Annotated in this window: 22 protein-coding genes, 2 tRNA genes and 2 pseudogenes; 4 read left to right on the forward strand and 22 right to left on the reverse strand. The window is 36.2% G+C overall.

What is annotated here, in order from left to right; all coding sequences use genetic code 11:
- Positions 1 to 22 precede the first annotated feature (22 nt).
- The 4 genes from porA to K412_RS0107335 are packed head-to-tail and all read right to left on the reverse strand — an operon-like array spanning position 23 to position 2759.
- Positions 23 to 1243 carry a pyruvate ferredoxin oxidoreductase gene (gene porA, locus K412_RS0107320; RefSeq protein WP_024832497.1) on the reverse strand — a complete coding sequence of 407 codons (1221 nt, stop codon included), beginning with the start codon at positions 1241 to 1243 and terminating at the stop codon, positions 23 to 25.
- Positions 1236 to 1505, reverse strand: a complete 270-nt coding sequence (locus K412_RS0107325) for a 4Fe-4S binding protein (protein WP_024832498.1) — start codon at positions 1503 to 1505, stop codon at positions 1236 to 1238. Before K412_RS0107325 ends, porA begins: the two co-directional genes overlap by 8 nt.
- Entirely contained in the window at positions 1483 to 2025 is a 543-nt protein-coding gene (locus K412_RS0107330; protein ID WP_024832499.1) for a 2-oxoacid:acceptor oxidoreductase family protein, read from the reverse strand. Before K412_RS0107330 ends, K412_RS0107325 begins: the two co-directional genes overlap by 23 nt.
- Positions 2025 to 2759, reverse strand: coding sequence for a TrmH family RNA methyltransferase (locus K412_RS0107335; protein WP_024832500.1), 735 nt, complete (start codon positions 2757 to 2759; stop codon positions 2025 to 2027). The genes K412_RS0107330 and K412_RS0107335 overlap by 1 nt, the downstream gene beginning before the upstream one ends.
- A gap of 660 nt (positions 2760 to 3419) precedes the next feature.
- On the opposite strand from K412_RS0107335, the gene K412_RS22715 reads away from it, so the two are divergent.
- Together K412_RS22715 and K412_RS22720 are read left to right on the forward strand one after the other, a co-directional pair.
- Complete coding sequence (locus K412_RS22715) at positions 3420 to 3977, forward strand: helix-turn-helix domain-containing protein (protein ID WP_242835571.1); 558 nt, start codon at positions 3420 to 3422, stop codon at positions 3975 to 3977.
- Positions 3978 to 4006: 29 nt separating this feature from the next.
- Positions 4007 to 4720 carry an IS30 family transposase gene (locus K412_RS22720; RefSeq protein WP_242835682.1) on the forward strand — a complete coding sequence of 238 codons (714 nt, stop codon included), beginning with the start codon at positions 4007 to 4009 and terminating at the stop codon, positions 4718 to 4720.
- Positions 4721 to 5019: 299 nt separating this feature from the next.
- Here the strand turns inward: K412_RS22720 and K412_RS22300 are convergent, their stop codons facing one another.
- The 9 genes and pseudogenes from K412_RS22300 to K412_RS0107375 all read right to left on the reverse strand — a co-directional run bounded on the left by K412_RS22300 (position 5020) and on the right by K412_RS0107375 (position 8159).
- Entirely contained in the window at positions 5020 to 5163 is a 144-nt protein-coding gene (locus K412_RS22300; RefSeq protein WP_157833818.1) for a hypothetical protein, read from the reverse strand.
- A 133-nt stretch (positions 5164 to 5296) separates the two neighbouring features.
- A pseudogene (locus K412_RS23040) lies at positions 5297 to 5707 on the reverse strand (Wadjet anti-phage system protein JetA family protein).
- Positions 5688 to 5969, reverse strand: a pseudogene (locus tag K412_RS0107350) (cysteine peptidase family C39 domain-containing protein); the annotation flags it as partial. The pseudogenes K412_RS23040 and K412_RS0107350, both read right to left, overlap by 20 nt.
- A complete protein-coding gene (locus K412_RS0107355; RefSeq protein ID WP_024832502.1) occupies positions 5969 to 6184 on the reverse strand; it encodes a hypothetical protein in 216 nt (71 codons plus the stop codon). The pseudogene K412_RS0107350 and the gene K412_RS0107355, both read right to left, overlap by 1 nt.
- Before the next feature lie 142 nt (positions 6185 to 6326).
- Positions 6327 to 6554, reverse strand: a complete 228-nt coding sequence (locus K412_RS0107360; protein WP_024832503.1) for a hypothetical protein — start codon at positions 6552 to 6554, stop codon at positions 6327 to 6329.
- 17 nt (positions 6555 to 6571) lie between these two features.
- Entirely contained in the window at positions 6572 to 6808 is a 237-nt protein-coding gene (locus tag K412_RS0107365; protein ID WP_054750424.1) for a Blp family class II bacteriocin, read from the reverse strand.
- Between the two features lie 135 nt (positions 6809 to 6943).
- The gene (locus tag K412_RS22725) at positions 6944 to 7228 is read right to left on the reverse strand and encodes a GyrI-like domain-containing protein (RefSeq protein ID WP_242835573.1); all 285 of its coding nucleotides are present in this window, start codon (positions 7226 to 7228) and stop codon (positions 6944 to 6946) included.
- Between the two features lie 62 nt (positions 7229 to 7290).
- Entirely contained in the window at positions 7291 to 7413 is a 123-nt protein-coding gene (locus K412_RS22895; RefSeq protein WP_278244536.1) for a hypothetical protein, read from the reverse strand.
- A 155-nt stretch (positions 7414 to 7568) separates the two neighbouring features.
- Positions 7569 to 8159 (reverse strand): response regulator, encoded by a 591-nt coding sequence (locus K412_RS0107375; RefSeq protein WP_051461022.1) that lies wholly within the window; start codon positions 8157 to 8159, stop codon positions 7569 to 7571.
- Between the two features lie 113 nt (positions 8160 to 8272).
- Between K412_RS0107375 and istA the strand changes: the two genes are divergently transcribed.
- Both istA and istB read left to right on the forward strand, forming a co-directional pair.
- On the forward strand, positions 8273 to 9757 hold the full coding sequence (istA, locus tag K412_RS0107380; protein WP_024831343.1) for an IS21 family transposase: 1485 nt from the start codon (positions 8273 to 8275) through the stop codon (positions 9755 to 9757).
- A complete protein-coding gene (istB, locus tag K412_RS0107385) occupies positions 9757 to 10515 on the forward strand; it encodes an IS21-like element ISCth9 family helper ATPase IstB (protein WP_024832078.1) in 759 nt (252 codons plus the stop codon). Before istA ends, istB begins: the two co-directional genes overlap by 1 nt.
- 111 nt (positions 10516 to 10626) lie before the next feature.
- On the opposite strand, the gene K412_RS0107390 is transcribed toward istB, so the two are convergent.
- The 9 genes from K412_RS0107390 to cysS all read right to left on the reverse strand — a co-directional run bounded on the left by K412_RS0107390 (position 10627) and on the right by cysS (position 17611).
- Positions 10627 to 11388: a sensor histidine kinase gene (locus K412_RS0107390; protein ID WP_051461023.1), complete on the reverse strand. Its 762-nt coding sequence runs from the start codon at positions 11386 to 11388 to the stop codon at positions 10627 to 10629.
- Positions 11389 to 11730: 342 nt separating this feature from the next.
- Positions 11731 to 11806, reverse strand: a tRNA-Thr gene (locus K412_RS0107395).
- 6 nt (positions 11807 to 11812) lie between these two features.
- Positions 11813 to 11886 (reverse strand) — tRNA-Gly (locus tag K412_RS0107400).
- Between the two features lie 83 nt (positions 11887 to 11969).
- Complete coding sequence (sigH, locus tag K412_RS0107405) at positions 11970 to 12614, reverse strand: RNA polymerase sporulation sigma factor SigH (RefSeq protein ID WP_024832507.1); 645 nt, start codon at positions 12612 to 12614, stop codon at positions 11970 to 11972.
- 176 nt (positions 12615 to 12790) lie between these two features.
- Complete coding sequence (gene rlmB / locus K412_RS0107410) at positions 12791 to 13723, reverse strand: 23S rRNA (guanosine(2251)-2'-O)-methyltransferase RlmB (protein WP_024832508.1); 933 nt, start codon at positions 13721 to 13723, stop codon at positions 12791 to 12793.
- A gap of 31 nt (positions 13724 to 13754) precedes the next feature.
- Positions 13755 to 14174, reverse strand: coding sequence for a Mini-ribonuclease 3 (locus tag K412_RS0107415; RefSeq protein WP_024832509.1), 420 nt, complete (start codon positions 14172 to 14174; stop codon positions 13755 to 13757).
- A 259-nt stretch (positions 14175 to 14433) separates the two neighbouring features.
- Positions 14434 to 15195, reverse strand: a complete 762-nt coding sequence (locus tag K412_RS0107420) for an exodeoxyribonuclease III (RefSeq protein WP_024832510.1) — start codon at positions 15193 to 15195, stop codon at positions 14434 to 14436.
- Between the two features lie 64 nt (positions 15196 to 15259).
- Positions 15260 to 16093, reverse strand: a complete 834-nt coding sequence (locus K412_RS0107425) for an NlpC/P60 family protein (RefSeq protein ID WP_024832511.1) — start codon at positions 16091 to 16093, stop codon at positions 15260 to 15262.
- A gap of 132 nt (positions 16094 to 16225) precedes the next feature.
- Positions 16226 to 17611: a cysteine--tRNA ligase gene (gene cysS / locus K412_RS0107430; RefSeq protein ID WP_024832512.1), complete on the reverse strand. Its 1386-nt coding sequence runs from the start codon at positions 17609 to 17611 to the stop codon at positions 16226 to 16228.
- Positions 17612 to 17618 lie beyond the last annotated feature (7 nt).

Genomic DNA, 17618 nt, shown 5'->3' on the forward strand with positions numbered 1-17618 from the left:
ATTTCTCTCAGTTTTTTCATATTTAAACACTTCCACCTTTTTTATTTAGCTTTCTTATTTTCATTGCATCTTGCTGTACATCTATCCAATTTTTATCACTAAATTGATCGTCTAATAAACCGTAGAAGATATGCTCAATGATTTTTTCCGTTATGTCTCTTCCACCCAAGCCTGTTATAAAGTTCTTAACTTTACACTTGTCGTCTCCTATTAAATTTTTTATCTCCATGCAAAGTGGCCCAAATTCTGCTCCCAATCCCGCACTCCTATCTAAGACCCCTATACATTTTATTTCCTTCAATATAGCCTTTAGTTTTTTATATGGAAATGGTCTGAAGCACGTAACCTTTATCGCCCCTACCCTAATTCCGTTATTCCTAAGTTTGTTGACAACATGTTTGACTGTACCACAGGAAGAGCCCATACTCACAATGACCGCCTGAGCACCATCACACCTATATGTACTCACCATGTCATAGTCTCGGTGGAATATATCATTGAATTCATTCTGAACTGATGAAATAATATCAATTGCATTATTAAAAGCTATTTCTTGCTGATAACGCATTTCCGTAAATTCCTCAGGTGGAATCAAATTGTTTATCAGCATAGGGTTATTCATATCAAGAAATAAGTTTTTAGGCGTATATGGAGGCAAAAAAGCGTCCACAGACTCTTGAGACGGAAGCCATACCTGTTGAAGGGAGTGGGATACAAAAAAACCATCCATACACACCATAAGAGGCAGCATCACTTTACAATGTTCAGCAATTTTATACCCCATAAGCATTAAGTCTAATACTTCTTGTGTATTCTCAGCATAAAATTGCATCCAGCCTGAGTCTCGTTCAGCCATTGTATCCTGATGATCACACCATAGACTCCAAGGGGATACCAGTGCCCTATTAACCACAGGCATAACAATAGGAAGCCTGCAGCCTGAAGCAACACCAAGTACTTCATGCATTAAGGCCAGGCCAACAGATGATGTCGCAGTACCAGTTCTAACACCGGCTAACTGAGCTCCAATAATATAGGATAACGCAGAATGTTCTGACTCCACACATGTGTATTTGCAGCTTATCTCTTTTTTGTCCACCATTGTAGAAAGTTTTTCTACAATAGGACTTTGCGGTGTAATAGGATAAGCAGCAATAACAGATACTCTTGCGAGTTTCATAGCCTGGGCAGCCGCGCCATTACCGTCCAACATTTCTTTATTTGATTTTGTATACTTATTCATTCTTCACCATTAAAATATAATTTTTTCTACAAATATTTGCACAGATGCCGCAACCTTTACAAAAATTATAGTCTATAGAAATCTTATTTTCGTTATCAATACTTATTATCCCAGTTGGACAATACTCCTCACATTGTCTACACATAATACACTTACCATTATTGATAACAGGCTTGACGGTCTTCCAATTACCTACAGGAGCATTGTCAAACTTGGTTGCAACCGGTCCTAGCAAGCAATTAAGTAATTTTTGTTTTTTCATAGGCCTCTCTTATAAGTCCTTCATAGACTTTACCAATATTTCGATCAAATATATCCTTAATACATTCTACAAGGCTCTCCAAACCCACAGCTCCTGCTTGTGCTAGCGCTCCAAGCATTGGAATATTTGCCCTATCCTGTTGTAATCTGTCCATAGATAATTGAGATGCATCAACATAATATATATTTTTAAATGAATATTTCGTGAAAATAGTACTTTCTGACGAATTAACAATGAGTATTGTGTCTTGGTGTATTCCTTTAGATATATCAATTCCGTTATTTTTTATAAATGGATCGAACAACATAACAATATCTGGCTCATATATAAATGTATTAAGAAGTATTGGCTTTTCGTCAATATAAACATCTGAAGAAACAGGCGCACCTCTTCTTTCATGTCCATAAGCCGGTATGATTTTAGCATATTTATTTTCATAAATACATGCCAAACTACATATTAGTTTAGATGCTGTTACAACTCCCTGGCCACCAATACCATATATTTTTATTTTTTTCATTATACAAGTTCCTTCGTAAATTCATAAGCTGCAATGCTCACAGCTATTTGAAGACTTAATGAGTCAATACAGTCATTCTGTGATATAGCTAAACTAACACCATAATTACTGAATTCCTTTGGTAGTCCTCTTGACTCATTTCCAAAAACTAATGAAAAAGGATATTTGATATTATCTTTCTGGTTAATCTCGTGAAGCTTTTCTTTACCATCCAGCATGAACATATATAAATTATGATTACCTGCAAAACTCAGATACTCGTCAAATTCATTATAGTACTCAAAATTAATACTAAATAATGCCCCCATTGAAGCCCTTATAACTTTTGGGTCAAATATATCAACCGCCGGACGGACAAGCGCCAAATCGCTAATTCCAAATCCAACTAATGTTCGAATAATTGTCCCCAAATTTCCCATATTACTTGGGTTAACTAAGACAACATGATTATTTGATGCATTAATTTTTGAATTGTACTTTTTTAAAACACCAACAACCAAACAATTTTCCTTTGGAGATATTCTTTGAATAAATTTGTCATCTGTAACTACTTCTACTCTTTCCCTTATACATATCTCATTTAGATTATTAAAGAATTCGCTCTTATAAAAGCTTGTTGAAATAAATACTTTTAATATAACACCCGGCATTAACTTTAGAAGCTCAATAGTAGGATAAGCTCCAAAGGTATATGTATACTCGGCATCTTTTTTATAATTTTTAAATTTAAACAAAATATCCTTCCCTTTATGTAAGTTTATATTATTTTTTTTGCTCTTAGACCTGAAACAGCAAACACAGTAAACACTTTATTCTCTACAATAATTCGTCACTACAGGGTCCCATCATAAATACTTTCAAAATTTACTTGGAGTTATATTTGAGAGTGAATAGAATACATATTTAAAAAACACTGCATATTTCTATGCAATGCTATCAAATATCCACTCACTATCCATTTTAACTTATTGAAGAATACTACTGACTTTTCTTAAACTAAAGTAAAACCGGCCTTTAATTATTCTAAAAAAGCATAGCTTCCCCTTTCGTTTATTAGATATAAAATAAACTATAAAGATTTTACTGTATTTTCCTTATCTTCAGATAACGAGCACTGGCTACGATTATTGTGCGATAAGTGCTTTTTAGAATCTTAAGAATATGTTATAATATTTTCCTATAATAACAATTAAATACATATTTTAATTTCTTATCCTATTATACCAGAAAATCTATTATAAGGCAACATTTTCATGTATTTTTGTTATCAATTGTTGAATGAAAAAGTAAATTCCACTTTTAAAAAATTAGAGTAGAATTTAGTCTTACGTAAATTCCACTACTTCATGTATAATTAATTTTGGTTTCCCAATCCGCAGTGAAAGGAGTTAATTATGTCTAATTTAATACCAGGAAACCAAAAACATCTTACCCTAGATAATAGGATTTTTATTGAAAAATCACTAGACAACAATTTACCTTTTAAAGTGATTGCGAAATATTTGTGCAAAGACCCTACTACTGTTTCAAAGGAAGTCAAGAAACACCGTTCTCTTACTTCTAGAAACAATTTTGTATCCCATAATCATTGTGTTCATCGTGGTAAATGTGGCCTTACAAATGTCTGCAAACGTACTGTTGCTTGTAAGAAGCAATGCAGAACATGTAATGCTTGTAATACCCATTGTGACCAGTTTAAAAATGAAATATGCAGTAAAGTATTAAAGGCTCCTTTTGTTTGTAACGGTTGTTCTAAAAAAGCTGGATGCAGGCTTGATAAATATTTCTACAAAGCAACTCAGGCTAATCGTCAATATAAGACTATCCTTGTTGAATCTAGAAATGGAATCAATATATCTGAAGATTCACTTAATCAGATGGATGCAATTGTCACACCTTTAATTTTGCAGGGCAGACTCCGTACCAAATACTTAAAAATCATCCCGAAATAAAATGCTCTGAAAAAACAATTTATAATTATATTGCATCTGGTGTGTTATCTGTGAAAAACATTGATCTCCCCAGAAAAGTAAAGTATAAGCCTCGCAAACAATACAGACCAAAAGCCAAAGATACAGGGATTTTTGAAGGACGAACTTATAATAATTTCATGAAATATATGGAATCCCATCCAGAGACGAATGTTGTTGAAATGGATACAGTAGTCGGTTGTGAGGGTAGCCGAAAAGTACTACTTACATTATTCTTTCGCAGCTGCAAATTGATGTTAATTTATCTATTGCCAGATAAGACAGCAACTTCTGTTAAAAAAACATTTGACCATCTGGAAGAAAAAATGTCTCCTATCGGCTTCTACAACACATTTCCAGTTATTTTAACAGACAGAGGTACGGAATTTTCAAACCCAGAAGGACTGGAATGTGGGATTGATAATACCATACGCACATCCATATTTTTTTGTGTTCCTATGGCTTCGTGGCAAAAACCAGGTATAGAAAAGAACCACGAATATATACGTTCTGTTCTTCCCAAAGGCTCATCCTTTGATAAACTAACGCAATGGGATGTAACAAGACTTGCAAATCATATTAACAGTACAGCAAGAGCCAGTCTAAATGGAAGAACCCCATTAAAACTGGCTCAATTGCTACTGGAAAAACATGCATTAAATGCATTCGGACTAAGAGAGATATCCTGCGACGATATCATCCTAAAACCAAAACTGCTGAAATAGAAACACAAACCAAGAGTTAAAACTGCGGATAGAAACCTCAATATCAACTCTATTCCGAGTGGAATTTAGTTTTACAAAAAATCCTCCAGTCGGCTGTTTGCCATGCAATTTTTTCTTCAGAGCAATTTTCTGTATGCTTATTATACTATATTTCAGGCACAAAGAATATAGTTCAAAGACTTGATTTAGTGGAATTTACTCTTCATTGTGGAATTAAAATTTACAGTGGAATTTAACTTTTCAATTAACGTTTTATTGTCAATATTTACTAGAAGTTTTCCATTCATTATAGTCTCTTTCTAGAATTTGCTGATTAAATCCATCCTGTTCATTACTTGATATACCTGTTCATGATGATCATTGTCTTCAATAAACTGTTCACGGCATTCTTCAAGAAGCTTGTTATGAATTGAGGTCAGTACTTTAAATAAGTCAGAGCACACAAAGTCAATTACCACTTAGCTAGTGGCTTGATTAAGCCTTATAAGGGCATGTTACTGGTATGCGCTACTCGCGCTCTGAATATACTGCCAATTGCAAAACTTTTCCAGTGGCCACCCTATAGGGTGGCTCTATTTATTTGCTTCCTTTTACCTGCTCCTCCGTGAACGAATCAATATATTCTTTTAAACTCAATTTTTCAGCTATTTGATCTCCCTGTAACTGCTTTTGCGTTTTGAGCGGGTGATAAATCCGATCTATGAGAGACTTATATTCTTCAAAGTGATCTCTAAGCAACTCATTGATTCCATTAACTTCGCTAATTTGACGATGATAGGTTCGAATGTTGTGATAAAGACTTTATAATTCATCAATCAAGCGGGTAGTGCTTTCTTTTGCTGCCAGCAGTGCATCATACATTCGTTGAGGTTCTGATTCTTTTGCTTGCTTTATGCTGGAATAAGACGAAAATACCAAAGAATTATATTCTTGGGTTTTAGCATTTGAGATCGTATCTAATAACTTTTGTACCTTCGACAACAACATGTGCTATGCATGACAGAGGAAACTCAGAAAAAAAGGCCTCCTGATTTCCCTTTACTCCCTTTACTGTGAAGCCAAGACTCTCAGCAGCCTTTATCACTCCATATTCATTTGTACCTTGCTTGTCGGTTCCTGCAATCTCCCTTATTTTTGTTATTGAAGTTTTAAAGCCGTACTGCTTGCTTATAGTAGCCAGACATGCGGCACCGCAATCTGTGATGTCATGCTGCTTGACACAGTAGAAATGTTTGAATGGGGTTTGCATTAGCTAACTCCATTATTATCTTTTTTTGTATTTACAATACTTGATATGGTCACAACAGCAAAACAAGTTATTACTATAATTATTACATAACTGATCCTGAATTCATCCCGTCTAAAATAATATATATCTAAAAGATATAATCCTAATATAGCAATACACATTGGTATGAATTTTTTAAATATCTTTTTTAATAATAACTTATCCTTAACACTCATAATAAAATTCTCCCTAGACATTTTATTTATTATATATATTAATTCTCACTAATGCGTTCAGTGCCTGTAATTAATAATGTACCAGTAAAAATCCAGAACCAAATATGCAGAATAATTTTAATCCGCATATCTGGTTCTTAAATTATTTAATTACGGAATAGGGCAGCCCAACCCCACCCATAATCCTGTTGATGCACCCGCGATTACAGACTGGGCAATATTTTTTTGAATCTCCACTTATTGCTACTGCGGTACCACCAACATACAATCCAACAATGGCACCTGCTGCTGCTCCACAAACCGCAGACAATAATCCGCCAGCTTCTATAGCTTGAATTTCTTCATAATTTAATTCAATGAAGTCTCCCATAACTTGCACCTCCTATCCTATTTGAAAGCTTTATCCCACGCTTGGGATATTATCTCATATGATACTACTCCTGCTATATATCCTCCTGCTGGTGTAGCATATGGAGAAACTATAGCGCCAATTACCGCACTTACAGTAGCACAAGTAACAACTTTGCAAACATCACCAAAAAGGTTCCCTCCATCAACACACATCATTTCATCCTGTGTTAACTCAGCAAAACCAATATTGTTTAAGTTCATAGCATATGTCATAATTTCTACCTCACTTTTACTGATTTTTTTACAAATGTATCCACTTCTATCCATTCTGCGCATAAACTTCAATAATAAAGTTTTTACATTCATAGTTTATATTAACTACTGTCCCATGGGGTTTACAGCAGATAATTACAGGACATTGCGACTTACACCTATATAAACATCAATTGCCATTTCATCAGCAGTCATTCCTGGCAAAAGATCTTTAACCTGAACATTATAACCTGCCGTTATCTGTTGTAATTTATTCTGTTGTATGAATGCAAGTATCTCATTATATGTATTTTGTAATGTTGCCGGATTACCTTCATGCCTTGCATATACAGCATCAAATATGTGAAATAATGGTTTAAATATGTATTCACCTGAAAATTCAAAATTCTTATCTATTGGAATAAGAATTTCCATATCCATAATAGTTTGTCCACAATGTTCTTCAATTGCAAAAGTTACGGTAACAATCGGTCCGGCTTTTTTTATTCCATTATCCTGAAGAAATTTACCATTTGGGACATTTCATTGTTTATTTCTTCTTGTGTCATTCTTTTTCTGAGTGACAAGACATTTTCTAATTTAAGTTCTTTTCCTGATTCTATCATACTATTTTACATATTCCCCTAGTCAAGTATAATTTTGTAAGTAGATGTTGACACATATTATATACCATTATCTTTTAGCTTACTATAGTTATCTTTTATACTCCCATGTCAGCGTCAGGGGTGATATATTATAGCCCCTAACTACTCTTGAAATTTTAATTTTTGTAGTTATATTTTTCGAAAAGACCTTTAAATTTTATTTTTTTAATAGCTTCTTTACTATTTTTAGCTCCAAGTTTTTTTAGTATATTCTTGACCTGTGTACGCAACGTGTTGTTTGTCTTTGATAATTTTGCAGCAATTTGTGAATGGGAAAGCCCTTGTTCCATAAGTTCAAATACTTCTTTTTCTGCTGTTGTCAATTCCCTTAACCTTTCATCTTTTTTAAGTCTTGCATAATCATCAAGAATTACCTGTATTGACGAGCGATTGTTGAAAGTTTTTCTTATTGTGTTTGGCAAGTCCAAATAATCTTCTTTTAGAAGGTAATCTACAGCCCCAACTTCAAAGGAATCTTTGATTAATTCGTCATCGTTATACGAAGTAAGCATGATTATTTTAGCATTGGAAAATTCCTTTATTTCAAGTGCTGCAGCCACCCCATCCTTAAGGTTTTCCGACAAGTTAATGTCCATAATTATTACATCTATTTTGATATCTGCTGCCAGCCGTACAGCCTCGACTTTACTGTTTGCTGAAGCTTTAACAAATATATCATCCTCCTGCGAAAGAAAAGAATTTAATATTTTATGTTAGTGCTACTCTAAAATTGTACCACATACCGGTAAAAAATTAGGCCACCTTAATCAAATTTCCTGTATGATTATGTTGACAGCATCATCGTACAGGAGGAAAGGATATGATTAAGATGGCACAATTAGAGGATATCAGAAAAATGTACTTCATGGAAGACCTAAGTATCAGGGAAATAAGCCGCAGAACTGGAATGCACAGGGATACGATCTCAAAATATATTTCCATGGATGAACCAAAACCGCCGAAATATAAGTTGACAAAAGAACGTAGCCATCCGGTATTAGGCCCATACATACCAATGATCAAGCAAATAATAGAAGACGATAAAACAAGGCATCGTAAGCAGCGTCACACAGGGACTAAAATATTTGAGACACTTAAAAAAGAAGGCTTCTTGGGCGGATACAATACTGTAATGGATTACCTGAGGAAGGAATACAGAAAGCAAAAGGAAGCTTTCCTGCCATTGGAGTTCGAACTGGGGGCCTATGCAGAAGTGGACTGGACAGAAGCATACTTTTATCTGAAAGGCAAAGAAACCAAGGCACATTTGTTTGTAATGAAGTTGAGAGGATCAGGCGGATTCTACGTAAGAGCATACCCTTTTGAGAAACAGGAAGCATTTTTTGATGGGCATATCAAATGCTTTGAGTTTATGAACGGTGTACCATACAAGATAGCATATGACAATCTAAAAACGGCAGTGAAGAAGATACTCGAAGGCAGCAACAGAGAAGAACAGGAGCAATTTATCGCCTTACGTACCCATTACCTTTATGAATCTTCATTCTGCCGGCCAGCAAAGGGAAGCGATAAAGGCGGTGTGGAGAATGCAGGCAAAGAGGCTGTGCGAAGGTTCTTCGTACCCTACCCTGAGGTTGATTCCTTTGAGGAGTTGAATGAATATCTGCACAACGAATGCATAAAGATTTTGGAAAGTAATCCGAAATGGGAGGCGGAAAGGGCTGCTTTGAGGCCATTACCGACAGTAAGGTTTGATGGCGCGAGGTATAAAGAAGCAAAGGTCAACCGCTATTCTATGGTACAGTTTGAAACTAACCGATACTCTGTTCCCACGATATATGTGGGAGAGAAAGTCACTGTTAAAGCTACAGCAGATGAAGTAAAAATACTATACAAAGGGACAATGATAGCAAGCCATCCAAGGATATACGGACGATACCAGGAGCAGATAAAGCTTGATCACTATCTGGAACTGCTGCTGCAAAAATCACGCGCCCTGGGCAACACAAAAGTATATAAACCTCAGATGCTGGCACCCGTTTATGAGCAGTATCGTCGAAGCTTAAATGCAAGAAGTCCGAGAGGCAACAGGGAATTCGTAAAGATACTTATGCTGCACAGGGATTACCCTACGGCACTGGTGACAGAAGCTATTGAAATAGCTATGGCATACAATGTATACAGTTATGACGGTTTATTTAACATATTAGGACAGCTGCTGGTCTCAGGCAATCCTAAGACGGCTCCTGTCAGCAAAGACAAGCTTCAGGGCATCCCCGAGGTTGTTGTAATACCTCCTGATCTCAGCAAATACAGCGCTCTCATGTCAGGAGGTGGGCAATAATGCCGGTCAATAAAATGCTTATTGAAACTTACTTGAAGAAGCTAAAAATGCCTCAGGTGGCAAAAACCTATGAATCCCTGGCAAGAGAAGCCGCAGACAACAATCTGGATTATGAAGAATATCTGCTGTGTGTGCTGGAGCAGGAAGTACACCAGCGGGAGAACAACCGGATTCAGAGAGGGATACGACAAGCGGGCTTCCCCGTAATCAAAACGATTGAAAGCTTTGACTTCCTTGCCATACCTTCTTTGAACAAACCACGGGTATTGAAACTCATGCAGGGAGAATATATCCGAAGAAGAGAAAATGTCATTTTGATAGGCAACTCCGGAGTAGGGAAAACCCATATTGCAACTGCGCTCGGTTACGAGGCTTGTCGGCAGGGTATGAAGGTCAAATTCTATACGGCAGCTGGTTTGATAAATGAATTGCTTGCAGCACAGCAGGAATATCGTCTTAACAAGTTCGAAAAGCAATGGCTGGCGCCGCAATTAGTGATCCTTGACGAATTGGGCTATGTGCCCTTCAATAAAGTCGGAGCTGAATTATTGTTCCAGTTCTGCTCCTCCCGATATGAGAGAGGCAGCCTGATCATAACTACAAACTTAGAATTTCCAAAATGGACGGAGGTGTTAGGCGATGAACAAATGACAGCTGCCCTGCTTGACCGCCTGACCCATAATGCACACATACTGAACATCAATGGTGAAAGCTACAGGTTTAAGCAGGCTCTTTCCAAGCAGGCAAATAATGACTGATTTTTTATGAAATGGTGGCCTGATTTTACTCCGGTAAGTGGCCTAAATTTTGATTGACATTAACATATTTTAATCCATGCAGGATCATCCTCAACTATCATTACCTGTATTTTATCCATTGACCAAACTCCTTTTGATTAGCTTATCAAGCAAACCGGATACTCTACTTTTATGAAAAATAATTTGTATCGTTGTTCCCACATTTTTTTCGCTGATTACTTCCAATTTACCACCATGTAAGTTCATAACGTTAACACAGTATGATAGCCCCAGTCCAAAATTATTACTGGTTCGTTTTGTAGAAAAAAACGGATCAAATACATAAGGAAGATTTTCTTTTGATATTCCACATCCAATGTCACTTATAGCAATAATAAATGTTGATTTATTTGAAACAGTATCTATCTTGAGTTTACCTGCCTTTTCCATCGCTTCTATGGCATTTTTTAATATATTATGAAACACTTCCTGAATATGAAGGCTATCACATTTAATAAAAAGGTCATTGTCAAAATTGTTTTCCAGTATGATTTCTTTATTTTTGATAAATGGAATTACCATGTTTATAGAGTTTGTAAATATATCCTTAACATTATTAACCTGCTCGTTCAAGGTAATCTCTTGAATATGCTTCTGAATATGCTTAACCATCTTTGTAAGGTAATCACTAGAATCAAGAATAAATCCAATATTTTCGTCAATATCCGGGATATTGATATTTTGATTTTTAAGCTTGGATTTAATCGTATTTGTACACATTCCTATTTTTATAATCTCATTCTTTATACTATGATTCATAATTGATGTTCCTGAGGTTATAGCCTTAATAGTACTGTCCAAACGATATTTTTCAAATTTAACTCTAACCCCCATAACTCCATACCTAAAGCTTGCATATACGAATATTATGAAAGCACCCGATATTGTTATCGCATTATATCTCCATATACTCTCAATCCGTAATGCTCTTAAAATATAATTAGCCGTAATAGCAAACAGGGTTGTAGGCGTAATTAATATGCAAGTAAGCAATCTTTGCTGCTTTTTACGTGCATTTTTCTCAGCTTTATATGAATAAATTAAATGGAAATAAAATACATAAGTGATATGAGAGATATGCCTAAGAATGATAACGAAAATCCGACCTATTTCTGTCAAATTTCTGTCAAAATAAAAACTTCCGAGATTTTACAATCTCGGAAGCCTTTATTTTAGTGGAGCTCCCAATCGGAATCGAACCGATGACCTCATCCTTACCATGGATGCGCTCTGCCTACTGAGCTATGGGAGCATATATTGGAGCGGGTGATGGGAATCGAACCCACGCTGTCAGCTTGGGAAGCTGATGTTCTACCATTGAACTACACCCGCACAAGTACGGGACATTAGAACGAACGTATTATAGCATGTTGGAAGCTATATAGTCCAGTACTGAAAACTCCAATTTAAGCAAATTAGGCTTTTTGTTCTTCTAGATATTTCTCCAATTTACGTTTTACACGCTGTAGCGCATTATCAATAGATTTTACATGCCTGTCCAAATCTTCCGCAATCTCTTGGTATGATTTTCCGTCTAGGTATGAGGTCAAAACCTCCCATTCAAGAGAACTCAGAATCTCACCCATCTTACTTTCTATTCCTTTAAACTCTTCCCTGTTTATAATCAACTCTTCCGGATCACTTATGCTTTCCTCACTGATTATATCCATCAAAGTTCGGTCAGATTCTTCGTCAAAAATAGGCTTATTCAAAGATACATATGAATTAAGCGGAATATGTTTTTGTCTGGTAGCAGTTTTAATAGCGGTAATTATTTGTCTGGTAATACAGAGTTCTGCAAATGCCCTGAAGGATGAAAGCTTGTCCCCTTTAAAGTCTCGTATAGCTTTAAAAAGTCCAATCATTCCTTCCTGAATTATGTCTTCTCTGTCCGCACCTATAAGAAAGTATGTTCTGGCTTTAGCCCTAACAAAACTTTTATACTTGTTAATAATATATTCCAGAGCTTGTTGGTCACCTGCTCTAGCCTCTAGTATTACATCTTCATCAACCATACCAGAATATGTTTGATAGACCTCAGCCTTTAAGTTTGTTTTCAATACATCTGCCCCCATTTTGGCTTACATAAGTATGGTAAGAATTATTTTAAAATAAAGATATAGACACTCATTTAAAATTATAAGTGTCTATGTTCTGTATGTCAAGTTTACTTTGATATTCCATAAATGTTGCAGGTATGGAAAAAATAAGGTTTGATTATAAATAAAAAGTATTTTTATTTACCTCTTTGCTTTAGTATTTCATACATAACTATAGCTGCTGCAACAGACGCATTTAATGAGCTGATTTCCCCATGCATAGGGATATTAACAACAAAATCACATTTCTCTCTTACAAGTTTACCCATTCCTTCGCCTTCACTTCCCACAACGAGAGCTATGGGGCCCTTTAAATCGCTTTCATAAAAAGCTTTTTCACCTGTAGAGTCAGTTCCAACAACCCAGACATTGTTTTTCTTTAGATATTCTATAGTCTGTGAAATATTGGTTACTCTTGATACAGGCACGTACTCCACTGCTCCCGCTGATGCCTTTGAAACCGTGGAAGTCAGTCCTATGGCCCTTCTCTTTGGAATAATTACTCCATGAGCTCCAACAGCATTAGCTGTTCTTAAGATTGCCCCGAAATTATGTGGATCAGAAATCTCATCCAGTATGATAATAAACGGAGGTTCTCCCTTCTCCTGAGCAGCTGCAAGTATATCGTCCACCTCCACATATTCCTTGACTGCCACATAAGCTATAACCCCTTGGTGGGATCTGGTTGTAGACATTCCATCCAGTATATTTTTGTCAACCTCAGTTGTGATAATCCCTTTTTGCCTTGCAATAGCTATAATTTGTCTAATAGAACCTTCTTTTTCGCCCTTGGCTATAAATAGCTTGTTGATGGTCCTGTTGGCTTTCAGAGCCTCCATTACAGAGTTTCTTCCCTCCAACTTGTCGCTTTCCTCGGGAACAGCATTCACCATTTCAAGGTTTTCAAACTCGGTATTTTTTACTGGTGCCCCATAGAATCCTCTCTTTGCAGACTCGCTCTTGAACCCCTTGCGCTCATCCCCTTTTATCCCGCGTTTTTTACTGTCTCCAGAAAAATTCTTTCTATCAAAACGGGAATTACCTGATTTTCTGTTTCTTGCTTCCGCCATATTCTTAAATCCACACTTTCATCGTTAATTGTTATTCCTCAACTGCCAGTCTTAGAATTTCCATAAGACGTTCATAGTTATTTGTAAGGTATAAATATCCTATCAAAGCCTCAAAGCCAGTAGAATACCTGTAGTCCGTAACATCTGCATGTTTAGGCACCGTAGCTGATTTAGCATTACGGCCTCTTCTGACAATATCCTGCTCTTCCGCAGTCAGTTTGTCATTAACACGGTGAACTATATCTGCCTGAGACTTTGCCTTAACATACTTGACAGACATTTTATGAAGCATATTTACATTTGACTTGTTGTTTATTACAAGCATAGTACGTATATAGACTTCATAAACCGCATCCCCTATATAAGCTAAAACCAATGGCTGAAGATTCATCACGTCCATCGGTTTAATATCAAAATCTTTGCGCATGTTTTGTATGGTTTCTTCAAACATTCATTTTCTCCAACTCTAATATGCCTTTTTATGCATATTTATTATACACGAAAGTAGCATATGTTAAAACAATTTTTATCCATCATTACTTTTCCTTTACTTATCCACAACTAAAAGGTAAACTGAATGATATTTAACACATTATCCACATTGTTTTCATATTGTGGACAGGTTTTCTGTGGATAATGTGCATAAATCTGTGTATATATTTAAAATAGGCTTATCCACCATGTGAATAATTCTGGGATAAGCAACTTAATTATTCACACTTAATTGTCAATCCTACAGGACAATGGTCAGAACCCATAACGTCAGAATATATTTCAGCATCTACAATTCTATCCTTTAGTGCTTCTGATACACAAAAATAATCTATTCTCCATCCTGCATTCTTTTCTCTTGCTTTAAACATATATGACCACCATGTGTAGGCTTCTGTTTTATCAGGATACAGAGTTCTGAAAGTATCCACAAACCCCTGGGCCAAAAGTTCCGAGAATTTTTCTCTTTCCTCCATGGTAAAGCCTGCACTTCTCTTATTTGACTTAGGATTCTTTATATCTATTTCCTGGTGAGCCACATTCATGTCTCCGCAAACTATAACAGGTTTGGTCTTCTCCAGCTGCTTCAGGTACACCCTGAAGTCATCTTCCCACTTCATGCGATATTCCAGTCTTTCAAGCTCTCTCTTGGAGTTTGGCGTATATACGTTTACTAAAAAGTAATCTTCAAACTCCAGAGTTATAACTCTTCCTTCATTATCGTGTTCTTCGATACCGATTCCGCAGGAAGATGATAAAGGCTTTATTTTTGTAAAAATAGCTGTACCTGAGTATCCTTTTTTAGCAGCATAATTCCAATAATGTTCATACCCTTCAAGCTCCAGTTCAATCTGCCCTTCCTGAAGCTTTGTTTCCTGAACACAAAATATATCGGCATCCACCTTTTTGAAAAAATCCCAAAAGCCTTTGCCAATACATGCTCTAAGTCCATTCACATTCCATGAAACAAGCTTTGTCATAAGTATTTTCTCCCGTTTTAAAATAAATTAAATCAAGTATATCATAAACCTAAAAAAAATTCTTCTAGTTAAGATTTGCTCCGAATGCCTTTGCAATTTTAATAAAGCAGACATCCAACCATTTAGTATCCCCACTGTGATTATACCAGTAAACATTGTCAATACCCGCATTTTGGCTTAAAAAGGCAATAGCCTTTACCAATTCATTATAATCATCCAGCGTATTCACTTTTACAAAACCAGTTTTTCCGTTTAATTTTATCTGATACCATCCGTTGTCGGTTTTTCCTGTCACTTGTACAAGACTGTCTGCATTTATGGTTCCTATGCTTGCAGTATTATCAAATGGCTGTTCATTTACCGAAGTTTTAACTTTTGCTTTTTTAAAAGAATTTTCAGGCTTAATAACCGCTTCAGGTTTTTCGTTGGCAAAGAAATTCAGTCTGCCAAAAGTATTAAAGGATGAAAACAGCTGTGTTTCAACTACTCCATAAAAAGTTCCTCTTGCATGAATAACTCTACCATTGCCTACGAATACTCCTACATGAACAATACCTGAAGCTGATTTATTAAAGCATAAATCTCCTGCTTGTAAATCATTTACACCTATAGCTTTGCATAGCTTAGAAAATATCTGCTGGGAGGTATAATCAGCAGTACTTGCAATAAGTTTCATTTTTCTTAGTGCATACACAATTAATCCCGAACAATCATAATATTCTTTACCCAACCATCTTTCAGCGGAGTAACCGTCAAAATAATAATGGGATCTTCCAAACTGTTTAACCAATGCAGCCAAGGCTTCCTTGGTTAAAGGCGTATCATTCTGTCCTCCATAAACATATCCGCTGCCAATCTTTGACCTGATAATCCCTATAAATTCCTGCAGCTTGTTCATTCAATCACTCCTTCATATTATGTTAATAAATACCTATTAACATAATATGAAGGAAAACACAAAAATCACACCTTGGTTTTGACCAAGGTGTGAAAGGATTTGAGAAATATATTAAATTTACTTGTTATCAAATTACAAAAGCTTTAATTTAGGCCCATTTGCAGTATCTTCTACTGCGTACCCCATAGCCTTTAATTCGTCTCTTATCTCATCTGAACGTTTCCAGTTCTTTTGAGCTCTGGCCTCCTGTCTTTCTTCCAGGAGTTTCTGGACCTCTGGACTTACTTCTATCTCACCTGTCCCGCCCTTCTTTTTCTCCAGATTAAATCCGAATATTTTGTTCATTTTAGTAAGAAGGTCATATATTTCCTGTGACTTTTTGCCGTATCTGATTGCATTCCAAGCTACTCCCAAAGCTTTTGGAATATTCAAGTCATCATTTATTGCATCTTCAAAATCACTGAGGAACTCTTTTACAACAGCACTGTCGATTTTTTCATTTCCATCTTTGTGAGAAAGCACACCTTCCACAAACCTGTCATAAGAAACCTGCGCCGACTGCATAACATCCCATGTAAAGTTCAGCTTATTTCTGTAGTGGGCATTCAGACACATATACCTAAAAGCCAAAGGATCATAGCCCTTTTCCTTTAAATCTTCAATAGTATAGGTATTACCAAGACTCTTCGACATTTTACCATTGTTAACCATCATGAATTCGCCGTGCATCCAGTAGTTTACAGCTGGTTTCCCCAAAAGCGCTTCAGACTGAGCAATTTCATTTTCATGATGAACGGGTATGTGGTCAACTCCACCTGTATGAATATCAAAGGTATCTCCAAGATATTTTCGTCCCATTGCAGAACACTCAATATGCCATCCAGGGTATCCCATTCCCCATTGACTTGGCCATTGCATAATGTGTTCCTTTGGTGCTTTCTTCCATATGGCAAAGTCCGCAGGATGACGCTTTTCCTCATTTACCTCGACTCTTGCTCCTGCAATCTGGTCTTCAAGGTTTGCCCTTGAGAGCTTTCCGTATCCCTCAAACTTCTGTATGTCAAAATATATACCGTCGCTAGTTTCATATCCATAGCCCTTATCAACAAGTCCATGAACAAATTCCAGCATTTCCGGAATATGCTCAGTTGCCTTTGGCACAATTTCAGGAACCTGTATATTGAGTGCTTTTATATCTTTCATAAAAACGTTAGTATAATATTCGGCGATTTCCCAAGGTGTCTTTTTCTGTTCACGAGCACCTTTTACCATTTTATCCTCGCCCTCGTCTTCATCTGAAACAAGATGTCCTACGTCTGTAATATTCATAACATGTTTAAGGCTGTATCCGTTATATTCCAGAACCCTCCTTAGTATATCCATAAATACATATGTGCGAAGGTTCCCAATATGAGCATAATTATAAACTGTAGGCCCGCAGGAATATATACGTACCTCTTTATCGTCAATAGGCTTGAAATCTTCTTTCTGCCTTGAAAGTGTATTGTATACCTTCATTCTTTTC

Source organism: Ruminiclostridium josui JCM 17888 (assembly GCF_000526495.1).
Lineage (GTDB): Bacteria > Bacillota > Clostridia > Acetivibrionales > DSM-1351 > Ruminiclostridium > Ruminiclostridium josui.

Excerpts from the sequence above, each read along its gene's own strand:
- K412_RS0107325 (WP_024832498.1), bottom strand. The coding sequence starts at position 1,505 with ATGAAAAAACAAAAATTACTTAATTGCTTGCTAGGACCGGTTGCAACC.
- K412_RS0107355 (WP_024832502.1), bottom strand. The coding sequence starts at position 6,184 with ATGAGTGTTAAGGATAAGTTATTATTAAAAAAGATATTTAAAAAATTC.
- K412_RS0107425 (WP_024832511.1), bottom strand. The coding sequence starts at position 16,093 with ATGAACAAGCTGCAGGAATTTATAGGGATTATCAGGTCAAAGATTGGC.
- K412_RS0107365 (WP_054750424.1), bottom strand. The coding sequence starts at position 6,808 with ATGACATATGCTATGAACTTAAACAATATTGGTTTTGCTGAGTTAACA.
- K412_RS0107420 (WP_024832510.1), bottom strand. The coding sequence starts at position 15,195 with ATGACAAAGCTTGTTTCATGGAATGTGAATGGACTTAGAGCATGTATT.
- porA (WP_024832497.1), bottom strand. The coding sequence starts at position 1,243 with ATGAATAAGTATACAAAATCAAATAAAGAAATGTTGGACGGTAATGGC.
- istA (WP_024831343.1), top strand. The coding sequence starts at position 8,273 with ATGATTAAGATGGCACAATTAGAGGATATCAGAAAAATGTACTTCATG.
- K412_RS0107360 (WP_024832503.1), bottom strand. The coding sequence starts at position 6,554 with ATGGGAGACTTCATTGAATTAAATTATGAAGAAATTCAAGCTATAGAA.
- K412_RS22895 (WP_278244536.1), bottom strand. The coding sequence starts at position 7,413 with ATGATAGAATCAGGAAAAGAACTTAAATTAGAAAATGTCTTGTCACTC.
- K412_RS22725 (WP_242835573.1), bottom strand. The coding sequence starts at position 7,228 with ATGGATATGGAAATTCTTATTCCAATAGATAAGAATTTTGAATTTTCA.
- cysS (WP_024832512.1), bottom strand. The coding sequence starts at position 17,611 with ATGAAGGTATACAATACACTTTCAAGGCAGAAAGAAGATTTCAAGCCT.
- K412_RS0107330 (WP_024832499.1), bottom strand. The coding sequence starts at position 2,025 with ATGAAAAAAATAAAAATATATGGTATTGGTGGCCAGGGAGTTGTAACA.
- rlmB (WP_024832508.1), bottom strand. The coding sequence starts at position 13,723 with ATGGCGGAAGCAAGAAACAGAAAATCAGGTAATTCCCGTTTTGATAGA.
- K412_RS0107415 (WP_024832509.1), bottom strand. The coding sequence starts at position 14,174 with ATGTTTGAAGAAACCATACAAAACATGCGCAAAGATTTTGATATTAAA.
- istB (WP_024832078.1), top strand. The coding sequence starts at position 9,757 with ATGCCGGTCAATAAAATGCTTATTGAAACTTACTTGAAGAAGCTAAAA.
- K412_RS0107390 (WP_051461023.1), bottom strand. The coding sequence starts at position 11,388 with ATGGGGGTTAGAGTTAAATTTGAAAAATATCGTTTGGACAGTACTATT.
- K412_RS22715 (WP_242835571.1), top strand. The coding sequence starts at position 3,420 with ATGTCTAATTTAATACCAGGAAACCAAAAACATCTTACCCTAGATAAT.